The organism is Sulfitobacter sp. D7, from assembly GCF_003611275.1.
GTDB lineage: Bacteria > Pseudomonadota > Alphaproteobacteria > Rhodobacterales > Rhodobacteraceae > Sulfitobacter > Sulfitobacter profundi.
In genome coordinates this window covers 479,782-496,285 of the sequence record NZ_CP020694.1, presented here as the reverse complement: position 1 = coordinate 496,285, position 16,504 = coordinate 479,782, and the positions used below count along the sequence as shown (strand labels likewise).

Annotated in this window: 15 protein-coding genes and 1 tRNA gene; 5 read left to right on the top strand and 11 right to left on the bottom strand. The window is 61.4% G+C overall.

Annotated features, from left to right (window positions below; all coding sequences use genetic code 11):
* Window positions 1-18: 18 nt before the first annotated feature.
* Complete coding sequence (locus tag B5M07_RS02385; protein WP_120350068.1) at window positions 19-441, bottom strand: NUDIX hydrolase; 423 nt, start codon at window positions 439-441, stop codon at window positions 19-21.
* 60 nt (window positions 442-501) lie between these two features.
* On the opposite strand from B5M07_RS02385, the gene B5M07_RS02380 reads away from it, so the two are divergent.
* Window positions 502-1,755, top strand: a complete 1,254-nt coding sequence (locus B5M07_RS02380) for a DNA polymerase IV (protein ID WP_120350067.1) — start codon at window positions 502-504, stop codon at window positions 1,753-1,755.
* A 1-nt stretch (window position 1,756) separates the two neighbouring features.
* On the opposite strand, the gene B5M07_RS02375 is transcribed toward B5M07_RS02380, so the two are convergent.
* Complete coding sequence (locus B5M07_RS02375) at window positions 1,757-2,617, bottom strand: N-formylglutamate amidohydrolase (RefSeq protein WP_067630037.1); 861 nt, start codon at window positions 2,615-2,617, stop codon at window positions 1,757-1,759.
* Window positions 2,618-2,762: 145 nt separating this feature from the next.
* Between B5M07_RS02375 and B5M07_RS02370 the strand changes: the two genes are divergently transcribed.
* The 4 genes from B5M07_RS02370 to B5M07_RS02355 all read left to right on the top strand — a co-directional run bounded on the left by B5M07_RS02370 (window position 2,763) and on the right by B5M07_RS02355 (window position 5,187).
* Window positions 2,763-2,837 (top strand) — tRNA-Val (locus B5M07_RS02370).
* A gap of 75 nt (window positions 2,838-2,912) precedes the next feature.
* On the top strand, window positions 2,913-3,038 hold the full coding sequence (ykgO, locus tag B5M07_RS02365) for a type B 50S ribosomal protein L36 (protein ID WP_005850168.1): 126 nt from the start codon (window positions 2,913-2,915) through the stop codon (window positions 3,036-3,038).
* Between the two features lie 127 nt (window positions 3,039-3,165).
* Window positions 3,166-4,041 carry a glutathione-dependent disulfide-bond oxidoreductase gene (gene yghU, locus B5M07_RS02360; protein ID WP_120350066.1) on the top strand — a complete coding sequence of 292 codons (876 nt, stop codon included), beginning with the start codon at window positions 3,166-3,168 and terminating at the stop codon, window positions 4,039-4,041.
* Between the two features lie 129 nt (window positions 4,042-4,170).
* Window positions 4,171-5,187: a Fe(3+) ABC transporter substrate-binding protein gene (locus tag B5M07_RS02355; RefSeq protein ID WP_120350065.1), complete on the top strand. Its 1,017-nt coding sequence runs from the start codon at window positions 4,171-4,173 to the stop codon at window positions 5,185-5,187.
* Between the two features lie 290 nt (window positions 5,188-5,477).
* On the opposite strand, the gene B5M07_RS02350 is transcribed toward B5M07_RS02355, so the two are convergent.
* The 9 genes from B5M07_RS02350 to B5M07_RS02310 form a co-directional block, all read right to left on the bottom strand.
* Window positions 5,478-7,148 carry an ABC transporter permease gene (locus tag B5M07_RS02350; RefSeq protein WP_120350064.1) on the bottom strand — a complete coding sequence of 557 codons (1,671 nt, stop codon included), beginning with the start codon at window positions 7,146-7,148 and terminating at the stop codon, window positions 5,478-5,480.
* A gap of 54 nt (window positions 7,149-7,202) precedes the next feature.
* On the bottom strand, window positions 7,203-8,429 hold the full coding sequence (locus tag B5M07_RS02345; protein WP_120350063.1) for a phenylacetate--CoA ligase family protein: 1,227 nt from the start codon (window positions 8,427-8,429) through the stop codon (window positions 7,203-7,205).
* A gap of 91 nt (window positions 8,430-8,520) precedes the next feature.
* Window positions 8,521-9,357 carry an ABC transporter ATP-binding protein gene (locus tag B5M07_RS02340; RefSeq protein WP_067630052.1) on the bottom strand — a complete coding sequence of 279 codons (837 nt, stop codon included), beginning with the start codon at window positions 9,355-9,357 and terminating at the stop codon, window positions 8,521-8,523.
* A gap of 67 nt (window positions 9,358-9,424) precedes the next feature.
* A complete protein-coding gene (locus B5M07_RS02335; protein ID WP_067630058.1) occupies window positions 9,425-10,705 on the bottom strand; it encodes an ABC transporter substrate-binding protein in 1,281 nt (426 codons plus the stop codon).
* Between the two features lie 82 nt (window positions 10,706-10,787).
* On the bottom strand, window positions 10,788-11,864 hold the full coding sequence (locus B5M07_RS02330) for a branched-chain amino acid ABC transporter permease (protein ID WP_120350062.1): 1,077 nt from the start codon (window positions 11,862-11,864) through the stop codon (window positions 10,788-10,790).
* Between the two features lie 63 nt (window positions 11,865-11,927).
* Entirely contained in the window at window positions 11,928-12,917 is a 990-nt protein-coding gene (locus tag B5M07_RS02325) for a branched-chain amino acid ABC transporter permease (RefSeq protein WP_120352130.1), read from the bottom strand.
* 59 nt (window positions 12,918-12,976) lie between these two features.
* Window positions 12,977-13,795 carry an ABC transporter ATP-binding protein gene (locus B5M07_RS02320; protein WP_120352129.1) on the bottom strand — a complete coding sequence of 273 codons (819 nt, stop codon included), beginning with the start codon at window positions 13,793-13,795 and terminating at the stop codon, window positions 12,977-12,979.
* Between the two features lie 50 nt (window positions 13,796-13,845).
* Window positions 13,846-15,816: an AMP-binding protein gene (locus B5M07_RS02315; RefSeq protein ID WP_120350061.1), complete on the bottom strand. Its 1,971-nt coding sequence runs from the start codon at window positions 15,814-15,816 to the stop codon at window positions 13,846-13,848.
* 176 nt (window positions 15,817-15,992) lie between these two features.
* Window positions 15,993-16,415 carry a c-type cytochrome gene (locus B5M07_RS02310; protein ID WP_120350060.1) on the bottom strand — a complete coding sequence of 141 codons (423 nt, stop codon included), beginning with the start codon at window positions 16,413-16,415 and terminating at the stop codon, window positions 15,993-15,995.
* Window positions 16,416-16,504 lie beyond the last annotated feature (89 nt).

Genomic DNA, 16,504 nt, shown 5'->3' with positions numbered 1-16,504 from the left:
GGGCCTTTATTTCCCCCTCTAGTGCTGGTCTTTTTCTGTCGCGCTTTGCGCCAGATAGACCCGCAAACGGTCCTGAAATGCGGGCACCGCTCGGGGGTGGGTCAGAAACTCATCCTGCGTCATCAAACGCCAGCGCTGCCCCTCGTCGCCAAAGACAATCTGGGCCTCGGCCTCGGCAGGCAAGCGCGCAACGAAGAACCATTTGATCCGCCCCGCCTCATCAAAACTGCCTTGCCAGATCACCGCGTCTTCGGGCACCACGATCCCCAACTCTTCGCGGCATTCGCGCAGCGCGCAGGCCAGCGGGGTCTCTGCCCCCTCGCGGCCCCCACCGGGCAGATCCCAATGATCCGCAAAGGGCAGGCCCGGCGCGTCATCGCGCAGGATCACGGCCAGCTTCTCTCCAAGGTACAGCGCCAGCTTTGCGCCATCAAAGCCCATGTTAAATCCCTCGCGATCTGGTTAGAATCGTCGCCCGAACCCTGCCCTCCCGGTGTACTCATGGCTACCCTCTGTCGCGACTGTCTTTCTGAAATCGCTCCGGCGCGGCGCTGTCCGCGCTGTGGCAGCCCGCGTGTGCTGTCCCACCCGGAACTCTTCGACCTGTCAATCGCCCATATGGATTGCGATGCCTTCTATGCCTCGGTGGAAAAACGCGACAATCCCGAACTGGCTGGCAAACCCGTCATCATCGGCGGCGGGCGGCGCGGGGTCGTGTCGACCGCCTGCTATGTTGCGCGGATACGGGGCGTGCGCTCGGCCATGCCGATGTTTCAGGCGCTCAAGCTGTGCCCCGAGGCGGTGATCATCAAGCCACGCATGGAGGTCTATGTCGAAGCCTCCCGCGCGATTCGCGCGATGATGGAAGAGATGACCCCGGCGATTGAGCCCTTGTCGCTGGACGAAGCATTTCTCGATATGACCGGCACCGCGCGGCTGCACGGCCAGCCCCCGGCGGTGATGCTGGCGCGGCTGGTGCGGCGGATGAAGGTAGAACTAGGGCTGACAGGTTCTATCGGGCTGAGCCATAACAAGTTTCTGGCCAAGGTCGCCTCGGACCTCGACAAGCCGCATGGGTTCTCTGTCATCGGCGCCGGCGAAACGGCGGCGTTTTTGCGCGACAAACCGGTGGGCATGATCTGGGGCGTCGGGGCCGCCACGCAGACCGCGCTGGAAAAGGCCGGCATCCGCAGTTTTTCCGATCTGTTGCGGTGGGACCAGACCGATCTCATCGCCCGCTTTGGCAGCATGGGCGACCGGCTGTGGCATCTCGCGCGCGGGCAAGACAAACGGCGCGTGTTGCGGCACCGTCCGGTAAAGTCGATCAGCAATGAGACTACATTTTCTGACGATACCGGCGATGCAGAGATTCTCGATGGCCACATCTGGCGCTTGGCGGAAAAGGTGGCGGACCGTGCCAAGGCGAAAGAGATGGCAGGCCGGGTGGTGACGCTAAAACTGAAACGCGCCGATCACTCTTTGCTATCACGCCGCCTGTCGCTGCACGATCCGACGCAACTGGCCGACCGCATTTATCGCACCGCCCGCGCCCTGTTCGATCAGGTCGACCACAACAGCGCCTATCGGCTGATCGGCGTGGGGCTATCGGATCTTTCGGGCGCAGAGGGGGCGGATATGGCCGGCGATTTACTTGATCCCGGAGCCGCACAGCGCAGCCGCGCCGAACGCGCAGCCGACAGCATTCGCAGCCGTTTCGGCGATAAAGCAATCGTGAAAGGCCGCGCCCTGCGCTGACCTACTCCGCAGCGAGGGGAAGCCGCTGCTGCCCGATCTGCGCCACTTCGGCCACCACACGCTGCAGCGCCGCCTGCACCGCCTCGAAAGCACCGTTGGGCCGAATCAACCGCTCGTTCATATAGAGCGCCCGGTCGATCTCGACCTGCACGGCATGCTGCCCGCGCGAGGGACGGCCATAGGCTTGGGTAATATAGGCCCCGGCAAAGGGCGAATTGCGCGTCACCACGAACCCCGCCTCGACAAAGGCGGCTTCGATCCGGTCGACCACCTCGCCCCCCGCCGCCGCGCCAAAGCGGTCGCCCAACACGACATCGGGCCGCCGCATCCCGCCGCGCGCGACGCCATCCATCGCCTCATGCGGCATGGAGTGGCAATCGACCAGCACCGCCTGCCCGTGACGGCGATGCGCCCCGCTCAGCAACTCCTGCAATTTCGCGTGATAGGGCCGCCAGTAGCTGTCGATGCGCAGCTGCGCCTCCTCTTGGGAAAGCTTGCCACGATAAATCGCCCGACCATTGGCCACCACGCGGGGAATCACCCCAAGCCCCGAGGCCACGCGCGGGTTATGACCCTGCCGCGGGATCCCTTCGATGACCGATGGGTCCAACTCCTCGGGCGCGCGGTTGAGGTCGATATAGGCCCGCGGCGCACCAGCTTTGATGAAAGAGGCCCCATGCAGCGGCGCGCAATCGAACAACAGATCGACAAAAGCATCCTCGGACGAGCGGATCGCATGTTCGTCCAAAACCGACCGCCGCAGGAAAGACGCCGCATAATCCCGACCCGAATGGGGCGAGGCAAAGACCACGCAAGAGCGGTTTCGGTCGGGATGCAGTACTTCGTAGGCGGTCATCGGCATAATAATTCCTTCTAAGTCGAACATAGCGTGTTTATTCCGCTCCAAAAGCCCTTGATCCCGTCGCCGACTCCTTTTATAGCACCCCAACGGCGCGAAATTTCGCGCCCCATTTAGTTTTGGGGCCGGTATGGAAACGCTTAAAAGTGGGTGATTAGCTCAGCGGTAGAGCACTTCGTTGACATCGAAGGGGTCACTGGTTCGATCCCAGTATCGCCCACCATTATTCATCGACCTGCCTTTGGCAGGTTGCCCGCAACCCAGGCGCTGGCCCGCGCCACGACATGAGGAGACGACCATGAAGGTTCGCAATTCGCTCCGCTCGCTCAAGAATCGGCATCGCGATTGCCGTGTTGTGCGTCGCAAAGGCCGCGTTTACGTCATCAACAAGACGCAGCGCCGGTTCAAAGCCCGTCAGGGCTGAGCTTCGCAGCTTTTTAGAATTAAAGGCCGCTCCTTCGGGGGCGGCCTTTTTCGTTGCGGATAACGGCTTGCAACCCCGGCGCAAAACCCCACCTTCAAAGCAGACTTGAATAACAAGGAAGACCATCATGTCGGACACGCCCGAATATACGCCCCCAAAGGTTTGGAAATGGGAATCAGAAAGCGGCGGCAAATTCGCCAGCACCAATCGGCCCATCGCCGGTGCGACCCATGACAAGGACCTGCCCGTCGGCGACCACCCCTTTCAGCTTTATTCCCTCGCCACGCCCAATGGCGTCAAAGTCACAGTGATGTTCGAAGAACTGCTAGAGGCGGGCCATAAGGCGGCTGAATACGACGCATGGCTGATTGATATTTCCGAGGGCGATCAGTTCGGTTCGGGCTTTGTCGAGGTGAACCCCAACTCCAAAATGCCCGCGCTGATGGACCACTCTGGCGATGCGCCCCAGCGGGTCTTCGAATCGGGGGCGATCCTGCTCTATCTCGCTGAGAAGTTTGGCGCCTTTCTGCCCCAAGACCCCGCCCGCCGGACCGAGGCGCTGTCGTGGCTCTTTTGGCAGATGGGCAGCGCGCCCTACCTTGGCGGCGGCTTCGGCCATTTCTACGCCTACGCCCCAGAGAAGTTCGAATACCCCATCAACCGTTTCGCGATGGAAACCAAGCGTCAGCTTGATGTGATGGACAAGCATTTGGCCGAGCATGAGTATTTCGCCGATGAATACTCCATCGCCGATATGGCGATCTGGAGCTGGTATGGTCAATTGGTGCTCGGGCGGCTCTATTCGGCGGCTGAGTTCCTTGACGTGACCTCTTACAAAAACGTCATGCGTTGGGCCGAAGCGATTGACGCACGCCCTGCCGTGACCCGGGGCCGTATGGTCAACCGCGCCTTCGGCGACGACCTGTCGATGCAACTGCATGAGCGGCACGACGCCAGCGATTTCGACACCAAGACCCAAGACAAGATCGGCGGCAAAGACTGACCGCTTAGCCCTCGGCCTGATGCGGCCGGGGGCTTTCCGACCAAATTTATCGGAATTGGTTGCAGGGCCGGATAAAATCTGTTTCTTACTGTTTCAGTCAAGTTATCCCAAATGGAACAGGACCCTGATATGACCTTCTGCAAAACATCGACTGCCGCCGCCGCGCTGATGGCGCTGGCCCTTCCTGCGCTGGCCGATGGCGAGTTGAATCTCTACTCTTCGCGTCACTACGACACTGACGAGCGGCTCTACTCCGACTTTACCGAAGCAACCGGCATCACCATCAACCGCATCGAAGGCAAAGCCGACGAACTGCTGGCCCGTATGGAAGCCGAAGGCGCGAACTCCCCCGCCGACGTCCTGCTGACCGTGGACACCAGCCGCCTCAAGCGCGCCAAAGACATGGACCTGCTGCAAGCGGTCGAGAGCGACACGCTCGAAGAGCGCATCCCCGGCAACCTGCAGGACGACGACAACCAGTGGTTCGGTCTGTCCCAACGCGCGCGGATCATCTTCTACAACAAAGAGACGATGGAAAATCCGCCAGCGACCTACATGGATCTTGCCGATCCGGCCTACAAAGGTCAGGTCTGCATCCGGTCTTCGACCAACACCTACAACCAGACCCTGCTGGCCTCCATCGTGACCCATGAGGGCGAAGAAGCCGCGACCGAATGGGCGCAGGGCGTGGTCGACAACATGGCGCGCGCACCCCAAGGCGGCGACACCGACCAGCTGCGCGGCATCGTTTCGGGTGAGTGCGACATCGCGGTCTCCAACAGCTACTATTTCGCCCGCGCGATCCGCACCGACGTCGACGGCGTGAGCGCCGATATCGGCAAGATCGGCCTGATCTGGCCGGACCAAGAAGGCAACGGCGCGCATATGAACCTCTCAGGCGGCGGCGTGGCCAAGAACGCCCCGAACCGTGAGAACGCGGTGAAATTCCTTGAGTATCTCGCCTCCGATCAGGCGCAGGTCTATTTCTCGGCGGGCAACGATGAATTCCCCACCGTGGAAGGCGTAGAACTGGCCGACAGCGTCAAGCAGTTGGGTGAGTTCAAAGCCGACGAGGTGAACCTGTCGGACGTGGCCGAGAACATCGGCACCGCGCAGAAGATCTTCAACTCGGTCGGCTGGGAATAATTCAACCTAGCGAGTAATGCAGAAGGCGGGCTTTCGGGCCCGCCTTTTTTTATGCGCGGCGCTTCCCGCAAGCGCCCGCCCGGGGGCACCCCGGGCATCACCCTCCCCCTCATCGCGCCCCGGCCCGGAATCAAGCCGCAGGCGCCGGGCCATCGCCTGCCCGTCCCGGCGGGGAGGCGATTTGGTGAGGCAGGGCAAGCCCTAGCGAACACACACCAAGATTGCACCCTAAAGTGGCACGAAGGCATGTCAGGATCGCCGCCCCACGGGCAGGCGCTGGCCCTTGTGGCTTACCGCTGACGCCCCACCTGCCGACAGATCAATATCACTGGCAGCAGCCCCATCGCGACGATCACAAGGCTCGGCACCGCCGCCCCATTGAGCCGCTCGTCACTGGCCAGCCGGTACGCCTGCACGGCCAGCGTGTCATAGTTGAAAGGCCGCATGATCAGCGTCGCGGGCAGTTCCTTCATCACGTCGACAAAGACGATAAGCAGCGCGGTCAGCAAGCTCGGCGCAAGGATCGGCAGATGCACCCGGCGCAGCGTCCCCAAGGGCGTCTGCCCCAGTGACCGCGCGGCGGCGTCCATATTGGCATGCACCATCGACTGCCCGCCCTCATAGGCCCCAAGCGCCGCAGCGAGGAAGCGCACCAGATAGGCCAGCACCAAGAGCCAAATTGAACCGGTAATCAAAAGCCCGGTGGAAACATCAAAGGTCTCGCGCATCCAAGCGTCGAGCGCGTTGTCGAAGGCCGCGAAGGGCACCAGCAGCCCCACGGCGATCACCCCGCCCGGCACCGCATAGCCCAACCGCGCGACATAAGCCGCCCCCTGCGAGACCCGGCCCGGGCGCAGCCGCCGGTAAAACCCCACGCTGATCGCCGCCAGCACCGTCAGCACAGCCGCGACCCCCGCCAGCGTCACCGAATTGCGCATGAAACCGAGGTAGCGCGGGCTGAAAAGGCTCTGCTCGCTATCAAGCCCCATGGTCACGAGGATGACCACCGGCAGCACCGCGCCAAAGAGCACCGGCACACCACAAAGCACGATCGCCGCTGCGGCCTGCCAGCCTTTCAGCTCGGCTGGCGGTGCGGATTGGGTCCGACGCGCGGGGTCGTGATACTTGGCCTTGCCGCGCTGCGCCCGCTCCAGCATCGCCAGCAATAGCGCGAAACTCAGCAGGCAAAGCGCCAGTTGCGCGGCGGCGGCCCGGTCGAACATGGAGAACCAGCTGGTGTAGATGCCGGTGGCAAAGGTCTGGACGCCGAAATAGGCCACGGTGCCGAAATCGGCGATGGTCTCCATCACCGCCAGCAACACGCCGCCCGCAATGGCGGGCCGCGCCAGCGGCAAGCTGACCTTGAAAAACGCGGCCCAAGCGCTGGAGCCGAGCGCGCGGGCGGCCAGGAATGTCGTCCCGCTTTGTTGCAGAAATGCGGCGCGGGCCAGGAGGTAGACGTAAGGATAAAGCACCAACACCAGCATCGCCGCCGCCCCGCCAAGCGAGCGGATCTCGGGGAACCAGTAGTCACGCGGGCCCCAGCCCGTCACGTCGCGCAGCATGGTCTGCACAATGCCGGGATGGTCGAGCACATGGGTATAGGCGTAGGCCAGCACATAGGCCGGGAAGGCCAGCGGCAACACCAGTGCAATCTCCAACAGCTTGGCGCCGGGGAAACGTGTCATCGTCACCAGCCATGCCGCCCCCACACCGATGGCAAAGGTGCCGAGAGATACCAGCAGCACCAAAAGCAGCGTCGTCACCGTGTAGCGGCCCAGCACCGTGTCGATCAGATGCTGCACCGTCTCCGTCCCGCCGCTCAGCGCGGCGATCAGGACCGCCAGCATCGGCAGCGCACAGATGGTGGCGACGGTCAGGGCGACAGCCGACAGCGCGCGCAGCCCGTCGCGGGCGCGGCGCAGATGAGGCGTCTCAGAGGAGGCGGTGTTCAGCGTCATGCGCCCTATTTCGACGATTTCACTCGGAAATGCCAGAGGGCGCGACGCCGCGCCTCAATCGTAGCTGCGGGTATCTTCGATCACCAACCCGTCGCGCGGCAGGCTGCCGGGGGCAACCAGCTCGACCCGGCCCTTGAGCTTGAGTAGATCGGCGACGGATCGGGCATAGGCGTCCTTGTCCTCTCCGGCGGTTTCGATCTGAACTGTCATCACATCGGCCTCGCCTTCCCGGCTGGCGATGACGCGGGCCTTTTGGATCTCCTCGTGCTGGGCGACCAGTGCCGCCACCTGCTCGGGCCGGACGAACATGCCCTTGATCTTGGTGGTCTGATCGGCGCGGCCCATCCAGCCCTTGATCCGCATGTTGGTCCGCCCACAGGGGCTTTCGCCCTCCAAAACGGCACTAAGGTCGCCAGTGGCGAAGCGAATGAGCGGGTAATCGGGGTTCAGCGTGGTGACCACCACCTCACCGACCTCACCGGGCGCGACCGGGATTCCGGTGCCGGGAGTGACGATCTCGACGATGACCTGCTCGTCGACGATCAGCCCCTCCATCGCCGGGCTTTCATAGGCGATATTGCCCAGATCGGCGGTGGCATAGGATTGCAAACAGGTGATACCGCGCTCTTGATAGAAGGCCCGCAGGCTGGGGAAAAGCGCGCCGCCGCCGACTGCCGCCTTGGTGATTTTCAGCTCAACCCCCATGGCATCGGCCTTTTCCAAGATCACCTTGAGGTAATCCGGCGTGCCCGCATAGGCGGTTGAGCCCACATCACGGGCGGCGGTGACCTGTAGCTCGGTCTGGCCAGTGCCTGCGGGCAAGACGGTCGCCCCAACCGCACGCGCACCGGATTCGAAAATCATGCCGGCAGGGGTCAGGTGGTAGCCAAAGCAGTTGTGCACCACATCGCCCGCGCCGATGCCCGCGGCATGCAGGAAGCGCCCCATCCGCCACCAGTCAGGATCGTTGCTGGAGGGCTCGTAGATCGGGCCGGGCGACTGGAAGACATGGCTGAACTCCGTCACCGGCTTGGTCGTGAACCCGCCGAAGGGCGGCTGCCCCGCCTGCGCCTTGCCAAGCTCAGATTTGCGCAGCACCGGGAGGTCGGCTAGGGCGGCGGCTGAGGTGATCTGTGATGCGTCCACCCCTTTGAGCGTCTCGCCATAACCCGGCAAGCCCTGTGCGCGGGCGATCTGCTGCGGCAGCGCCTGCGCCAAATCGGCCGCCCGTTGGTCGGCGCTGCGGGTTTCCAGATCGTCGAAATGGGGCTTGGTCAGCATCCCTGTCACTTTCCTGCTATGGCATCACTGGAGAGGGCGTAGGCCCGCTCTGGTCTTGTCTTGGGTCTTTCTGGTCCGGTCGGGTACCGGCTTAACTCAGCCAGCGTTTGCGGCGGCGGTAGCTGCGCACGTCGCGAAAGCTCTTGCGGCCTTCGTCGGACATGCCGAGGTAGAATTCCTTCACGTCTTGGTTCTCGCGCAGGTCTTTGGCGGGGCCGTCCATCACCACGCGACCGGATTCGAGGATGTAGCCGTAATGCGCAAAGCGCAGCGCGACGTTGGTGTTCTGCTCGGCCAGCAAGAAGGTCACGCCCTCCTGTTCGTTCACCGATTTCACGATCTCGAAAATCTGCTCAACCAGTTGCGGCGCAAGGCCCATCGACGGCTCGTCCAAAAGGATCGTCTCAGGCCGGGACATCAGGGCGCGGCCAATGGCGCACATCTGCTGCTCGCCGCCCGAGGTATAGCCAGCCTGCGAGCGGCGGCGCTCTTTCAGGCGGGGGAAATAATTATAGACCATCTCAAGGTCCTGCTGGATCGCGGCATTGCCATCGGTGCGGGTATAGGCACCGGTCAGAAGGTTTTCTTCGATGGTGAGGTGCTCAAAACAGTGACGGCCTTCCATGACCTGCACGACACCTTTCTTCACGGTCTCGGCAGGATCCTGATGCTGGATCGGACCGCCGCGGTATTTGATCGAGCCTTTGGTAACCTCGCCTCGCTCCGAGGCCAGCAGCCCCGAGATCGCCTTGAGCGTCGTCGTCTTGCCCGCGCCATTGCCGCCCAGCAGCGCGGTGATGCCGCCCTTGGGCACATTCAGGCTGACGCCCTTCAGCACGAGGATGACGTGGTTGTAGATCACCTCGATATTGTTGACCTCAAGCAGGTTGTCGACTGCGACGTCATTGGTGTTGGCGGCATCCAGCATGGGAAGGACCTTTCTTGGCGCTTGGGTAGGTTCCCGGCCACCCAGAAGGGCAGCCGGGAGCGGTATCTTAGCAGTTGCCTTCGATGGCGTTTTCGTCGGCATAGGCCGAGCTATCCGCATCGATCAGCGGCTGGATCACGTCTTGATCCGACTGCATGAAGTCCGACACGAGGTTCCATTCCTTGGCTTCCGCATCCCACTGGGTCACGGCGACAAAGCCCTCACCACCGTGGTTTTCACAGGAGACCGAGAACTCAGGCCCGAAGTCCGGCAAGCCAAGCGCCGCCATCTTCTCTTCGGTGATCTCAAGCTGCTCCATCCCGTCGCGCATCTGGCCGCCGGAGATGTCGCTCACACCGTGGATTTCCTGCGCCGTACGGGCCGCTTCAGACACCAGCATGGCGGCATAGACGCCACGGTTATAAAGCACCGAACCAACCTGATCGCCTGCGCCGGCAGCTTTGCCCGCATCGACGACGTACTTCTGCAGATCGTCATAAAGCGGATAGTCGGAGCCCACGTTGTGGAAGGTCAGCGCCTTGTAGCCATCGGCCTTGGCACCCGCCGCCAGAACGTCGTTTTCCGAACCGGACCACCAGATCCCAATGAACTTATCCATCGGGAAGCGGATGTTGGCGGCTTCTTGAACCGCAACTTGGTTCATCACGCCCCAGCCATACATGATCACATAGTCAGGCTTGTCGCGGCGGATTTGCAGCCACTGCGATTTCTGCTCCTGACCGGGGTGATCGACGGGCACTTCTTTCAGCTCGAAACCATGCTTCTCGCTCAGCTCTTGCAGCGTGCGGATCGGCTCCTTGCCATAGGCGGAGTTGTGGTACACGAGCGCGATCTTCTTGCCCTCAAGGCTGCCGCCTTCCTGCTCCATGATGTGCTTGATCGCAACAGACGCGCCATCCCAGTAGTTCGCAGGGAAGTTAAAGACGTGGCTGAAAGTGTTGCCGTTCTTGGCCGAGGTACGGCCCAGACCCGATGTCAACATCGGGATGTCGTCTGCGGTGACTTTGGGGATCAGCTGGTAGGTGATGCCGGTCGAGAGCGGCTGATACACCAGCGCGCCTTCGCCCTTGGTCGACTCGTAGCACTCAACGCCTTTTTCGGTGTTATAGGCCGTCTCGCACTCTGGCACACGGATGGTTTCGCCACCGATGCCGCCGTCACGCTCGTTCAGCAGCGTGAAGTAATCGGCGTAGCCATCGGCGAAGGGGATGCCGCCCGCCGCGTAGGGCCCGGTACGATAGCTCAGCGATGGAAAGACAAGGTCCGCCATCACGGGGCTTGCGGCCATCAGGCCAGCTACGGCCAGTGTTCCCAGTTTATATTTCATCGGTGTTTTCTCCCTTGGATTGTCCGACTTGGGTGTTTGGGCCGGGTTTCCTCCCTCCGGCCTCGCTTTTCATGGCCGTCCCTTAGTGCGGGAAGGGCCACAATCTCAGTTTTTCCTTGGCCACGCGCCACAGCTGCGCCAGCCCGTGCGGCTCTGCGATCAGGAAGATCACGATCAGCCCGCCGACAATCACCAGCTGCAAATGCGCCACGATATCCGTGGGCCAGCCCAGCCAGTCGACGCCGACGATCTTCAGAAGCACCGGCAGCAGCACAAGGAATGCGGCCCCCGCAAAGCTGCCAAAGATGCTGCCCAATCCTCCGATGATGATCATAAAGAGCACAAGGAACGATTTGGTGATGCCGAAGGCTTCGCCCACTTCGACCGCGCCGAGATAGATCGAAAAGAACAACGCGCCGGAGATGCCGATGAAGAAAGAGCTCACCGCAAAGGCCGTCAGTTTCGCCCGCAGCGGGTTCACCCCGATGATCTCGGCGGCGATGTCCATGTCGCGGATCGCCATCCATTTACGGCCCACCGAGCCGCGCGTCAGGTTGCGTGCAACCAGTGCCGAAAAGACCGTGAAGATCAGGCAGAACATATAGGTGGCCCAGGCTTCGGCGCTCGGTCCGGTGATCAGGATGCCAAAAGTGTCCCGCTCAGGTGCGCTGATCTGGCCGGAGGCCGAGTAGTTGTAGAACCACGGCACCCGGTTAAACAGCCACACAAGGAAGAACTGCGCCGCAAGTGTCGCCACGGCAAGGTAGAACCCCTTAATCCGCAGGCTTGGCAGGCCGAAGAGCGCCCCAACGGCGGCGGTGATCAACCCGGCGAGCAGGATATGGATGAACATGCTCACATCTGGCATCGCCGTCATCAGTTTGTAGGAGGCGTAAGCGCCCACCGCCATGAAGCCCCCGGTGCCAAGGCTGACCTGCCCGCAATAGCCGACAAGGATGTTCAGCCCAATCGCCGCAATGGCGTAGATCAGGAAGGGCAGGAACAGCGAGTTTACCCAGTAGTCATTGACCATGAAGGGAATAACAAAGATCGCAACGAACAGCACCACATAGTAGCGATACCGGTCGAACTTGATCGGAAAGGTCTGCTGGTCTTCGGCGTAAGTCGTGCTGAAATCGCCTGCTTCACGATAGAACATTAGACTGATTTCCCTTCTGCGATCATTGTGTCGTTGGATGCACAGCGGCGCATCATGCCTGTATCAAACCCGTTCAATGATCTTCTCCCCAAACAGGCCCTGTGGGCGGAAGACGAGGAAGACCAGCGCCAGCATATAGGCGAACCAGTTCTCAGTCGCGCCGCCCAGGAAGGGGGCACCGATCAGGAATTCGAACAATTTCTCACCCACACCGATGATCAGCCCGCCGACAATCGCACCGGGGATCGAGGTGAAGCCACCCAACATCAGCACTGGCAGCGCCTTCAGCGCGATGAGCGACAGGGAGAACTGCACGCCCGATTTGGCGCCCCACATGATGCCCGCGACCAAGGCCACGAAACCCGCCAGCGACCAGACCAAAATCCAGATGAAGTTCAGCGAGACACCCACCGACAGCGCGGCCTGATGGTCGTCCGCCACAGCCCGCATGGCGCGGCCCTGCTTGGTGTATTGCGCGAACATCACCAACCCAATCACAAGGATCGCCGCGACGATGGAGGCCACGATATCGAGGTTGTCGATAAAGAAGCCGTAGCCTGTGGCGTCAAAGGTAAATTCATCAATCCAGATGTTAATGCCCTGCGGCAGCCCCACGTCGAGCGTCTTGATCTCAGACCCCCACATCAGATCGCCGACGCCTTCAAGGAAATAGGCCAGACCGATGGTCGCCATGAACAGAATGATCGGCTCTTGCCCCACAAGGTAGCGGAACACAAAACGCTGCACGCAATAGGCCAGTACGATCATCACCACCATCGTCAGCACGATGGCAAGGAAGGCGGGCACATGCCAACCGAAGTGGTGTACCTCGGTGCCGAGGATTGCGTTGATCAGGTGACTAAAGGGCACTTGCCCGTCCATGATCCCCACGAGCGTCAGCGCGGCAAAGAGCGCCATAACCCCTTGAGCATAGTTGAAAATGCCCGAAGCCTTGTAAATCAGGACAAAGCCAAGCGCCACGAGCGCGTAGAGCACCCCGGCCATCAGCCCGTTCATGAAGACCTCGATTGTAAACGCCAGTTGCTCAGGCATCATTGGCCCTCCCCAAAGTCAGAACGGCAGTGTTGCTGCCTGCGGTCGCCATGCAAAGATCACTCATGTGCCACCCCCAGATAGGCGTCGATCACCTCTTGATTGTTGCGCACGTCGTGGGGCGAGCCGTCACCGATCTTGCGGCCGTAATCCATCACGACGACGCGGTCGGACAGGTCCATGACCACGCCCATGTCATGCTCAATCAGCGCGATGGTCGTGCCGAATTCGTCGTTCACGTCGAGAATAAAGCGGGACATGTCCTCTTTCTCTTCGACGTTCATGCCAGCCATCGGCTCATCCAGCAGCAGGATCGTTGGCTCAGCCGCCAAGGCGCGGGCCAGTTCAACGCGCTTTTTCAGACCGTAAGGCAGACGCGCGACCGGGGTTTTACGGATCGCCTGAATCTCCAGAAAGTCGATGACCTTCTCGGCGATCTCGCGGTTCTCGACCTCTTCGCGCTCGGCCTTGCCCTTCCACAAAGACTGCGCCAGCAGGCCCGATTTCATCTGCGTCAGACGACCCGTCATCACGTTGTCGAGCACTGACATGCCCTCAAACAGCGCGATGTTCTGAAAGGTCCGTGCGATGCCCTGCTGCGCCACCTGGTAGGGTTTCATCGGCGGACGCTGCGCGCCTTTGTACCAAACCTCACCCTCCTGCGGGACGTAGAAGCCGCTGATTACATTGAGCATCGAGGACTTCCCCGCCCCGTTCGGCCCGATGATCGCGCGGATTTCACCCTCGCGGATGTCGAATGAGATGTCCTTGATCGCCTCCACGCCGCCAAAGCGCAGGGTGATGTTCTTCATCTCCATCACCGTCGGGCCGATGGTGCGGCCGTCGTCGGTGACATAGCTGTCAGCCTGATCTTTCACGCTGTCCCTTTCCATAGTTCCCGCCTGCCCGGCGCTGGCCCCGGCCGAGCTCATTCCGCTGCCATCTTGTGGCTGGTCGGCTGCACCGCGGCGTCGCGAATCTCGAGCGTCGCCTTGATCGAGCCCTTGCGGCCATCCTCATAAGTCACTTCCGTCTCGGTGCTGACCTGTTTGGAGCCGTCATAAAGCGCGGTGATGATATCGGCGTATTTCTCTTCGATGATCTTGCGGCGCACTTTGCGGGTGCGGGTCAATTCACCATCGTCGGCGTCCAACTCTTTGTGCAGCACGACAAAACGGTGCACCTGACAGCCCGAAAGCATCTCATCCTCGGCGACCGAGCGGTTCACCTCCTCCACATGGCTTTGGATCGTGTCCATCACCTGCGGATGCCGCGCCAATTCTTGGTAAGAGGCATAGCCGATGTTGTTACGCTCGGCCCAGTTGCCCACTGCCGTAAGGTCGATGTTGATGAAGGCGGTACATTCCGTGCGCTGGTTGCCAAAAACCACAGTCTCAAGGATGTTGGGGAAGAACTTGAGCTTGTTCTCCACATATTTCGGCGCAAAAAGCCGCCCATCGGCCATCTGGCCCACGTCCTTGGCGCGGTCGATGATGCGCAGGTGGCCCGAGCCTTCTTCGATAAAGCCCGCATCGCCCGTGGCGACCCAGCCCTCGGCATCCTTGGTGTCGGCGGTGCTTTCGGGGTTCTTGTAGTATTCCACAAAGACGCCGGGCGAGCGGTAGAAGACCTCGCCATTGTCCGCGATTTTCAACTCAACGCCGGGGCAGGTCACACCCACGGTGTCGCTGCGCACTTCGCCGTCAGGCTGGGCGGTGATGAACACCGTCGCCTCGGTCTGGCCGTAGAGCTGTTTGAGGTTGATGCCGAGCGAACGGTAGAAGTCGAAAATCTCCGGCCCGATCGCCTCGCCCGCCGTATAGCCCACCCGCACGCGGCTGAACCCCAGCGTGTTTTTCAGCGGGCCATAGATCATCAGCTCACCAAGCGCATATTTCGCGCGGTCCATGAACGAGACCTTCTTGCCGTCCAAAATCGCAGGCCCAACCTTGCGGGCATGGGCCATGAAGGTATCGAACAGCCATTTCTTAAAGCGGCTCGCGTCTTCCATACGGATCATAACGCTGGTCAGCTGTGTCTCGAACACACGCGGCGGAGCGAAGTAATAGGTCGGCCCGATCTCGCGCAGATCGACATGCATCGTCTCGGCGCTTTCGGGGCAGTTGGTGCAGAACCCGGTCCAGAGCGCTTGGCCCACGGAGAAGATGAAATCACCAACCCATGCCATCGGCAGATAGGCGAGGATTTCGTCGGTGCGACGCAGGTTGTCGAACTCCGAAGACGACTTCGCGGTCTCGATCACGTTGCGGTTGGACAGAACCACGCCCTTGGGCTTGCCTGTGGTGCCCGAGGTGTAAAGCATCACGCCGGTCGAATCGTAGTTCAGCTTGGCCTGACGCGCCTCCAACTCGGCGATGTGCTTTTCGCGATTGGCGCGGCCCAGTTCCTGCACGGCGCTGTATTGGTCAAGTTTGGAGTGGTCGTATTTACGCAGGCCCCGCGAGTCGAGATAGACCATCCGCTCAAAGTCGGGCAGCTGCGCCTGCACTTCGATGATCTTGTCGACCTGCTCCTGATCGCCCACCACGGCGATGCGCGCGCCGCAGTGGCCCATGACATAGGCCATCTCTTCGGCGTTGGCGTCTTGGTAAAGCGGCACGGGAATGGCGCCAGCCATCTGCGCCGCCATCATCGCCCAATAGAGGTATGGTCGGTTGCGCCCGATAACGGCGACGAAATCGCCCTCATCCAGTCCCAGCTCCAGAAATCCGAGCGCCAGCGCCTCAACCTCGTCGCGGGTCTGCGACCAGGTCCAGCTCTGCCAGATCCCGTATTCCTTCTCCCGGTAAGCGGGGGCGTTTGCGAATTCACTTGCGTTGCGATGCAACAGCGCCGGCACGGACTGAGGTCCGTCGGCACGCGTCAGCGGCTTGGCCAAATTGTCTTCCTCCCATGCCCGCCCTCCCCGGCGGGTTCGATCGCTTGTGCGATTCTATGATCTCACAAGTGACGTTCTCTTTTTTGTGGAGGTCAACTTTTTCCTGATCTTTTCCGAATCCTAACGAATTGTTACAGCGCGATTTAGCCGCCTTTTGCGCCTACTTTCTTTCGCGCCTAATCAATGCCATTGGCGCGCTGCACCTCGCGCACATAGGTCACGATGGATTTAACCTCGGCCTGGGTGATCCCTTCGACCGGGGGCATATTGCCGAAAGACCAGTGATGCTGGCGTACGCCATTGGTTGCCGCGACCAGAAAGGCGCCATCGCCGTGGTGGCTGGGTTCATAGATTTTATGGATCAGCGGCGGGCCTGCGCCTTCGCGCCCGGCGGCATTGATCCCGTGACAAGCCGAGCATTTCGCCTCAAATGCACGCGCGCCGATCTGCGCCTGCTCGCTCAGGCTTTCCGGCAGGGTGACGGCTGCCATCGCCGCGCCGCTTGCTGTGGGGGCCGGGGCCTCTTCGGCACGCCACCACTTATATCCGCCAATCGCGACCACCGCAGCCACCGCCACCATTCCAAAGTTCTTGTCCATGCTCTGCCTTTCGGGTTTCATTTGCCGCGCTTCTCCGGGCCTCCAGCGCAAGAAGGTCAAGCGCCATTTGGCCTTTCCTCTGCGCGGTG

Excerpts from the sequence above, each read along its gene's own strand:
- B5M07_RS02385 (WP_120350068.1), bottom strand. The coding sequence starts at position 441 with ATGGGCTTTGATGGCGCAAAGCTGGCGCTGTACCTTGGAGAGAAGCTG.
- B5M07_RS02380 (WP_120350067.1), top strand. The coding sequence starts at position 502 with ATGGCTACCCTCTGTCGCGACTGTCTTTCTGAAATCGCTCCGGCGCGG.
- B5M07_RS02375 (WP_067630037.1), bottom strand. The coding sequence starts at position 2,617 with ATGCCGATGACCGCCTACGAAGTACTGCATCCCGACCGAAACCGCTCT.
- ykgO (WP_005850168.1), top strand. The coding sequence starts at position 2,913 with ATGAAGGTTCGCAATTCGCTCCGCTCGCTCAAGAATCGGCATCGCGAT.
- yghU (WP_120350066.1), top strand. The coding sequence starts at position 3,166 with ATGTCGGACACGCCCGAATATACGCCCCCAAAGGTTTGGAAATGGGAA.
- B5M07_RS02355 (WP_120350065.1), top strand. The coding sequence starts at position 4,171 with ATGACCTTCTGCAAAACATCGACTGCCGCCGCCGCGCTGATGGCGCTG.
- B5M07_RS02350 (WP_120350064.1), bottom strand. The coding sequence starts at position 7,148 with ATGACGCTGAACACCGCCTCCTCTGAGACGCCTCATCTGCGCCGCGCC.
- B5M07_RS02345 (WP_120350063.1), bottom strand. The coding sequence starts at position 8,429 with ATGCTGACCAAGCCCCATTTCGACGATCTGGAAACCCGCAGCGCCGAC.
- B5M07_RS02340 (WP_067630052.1), bottom strand. The coding sequence starts at position 9,357 with ATGCTGGATGCCGCCAACACCAATGACGTCGCAGTCGACAACCTGCTT.
- B5M07_RS02335 (WP_067630058.1), bottom strand. The coding sequence starts at position 10,705 with ATGAAATATAAACTGGGAACACTGGCCGTAGCTGGCCTGATGGCCGCA.
- B5M07_RS02330 (WP_120350062.1), bottom strand. The coding sequence starts at position 11,864 with ATGTTCTATCGTGAAGCAGGCGATTTCAGCACGACTTACGCCGAAGAC.
- B5M07_RS02325 (WP_120352130.1), bottom strand. The coding sequence starts at position 12,917 with ATGCCTGAGCAACTGGCGTTTACAATCGAGGTCTTCATGAACGGGCTG.
- B5M07_RS02310 (WP_120350060.1), bottom strand. The coding sequence starts at position 16,415 with ATGGACAAGAACTTTGGAATGGTGGCGGTGGCTGCGGTGGTCGCGATT.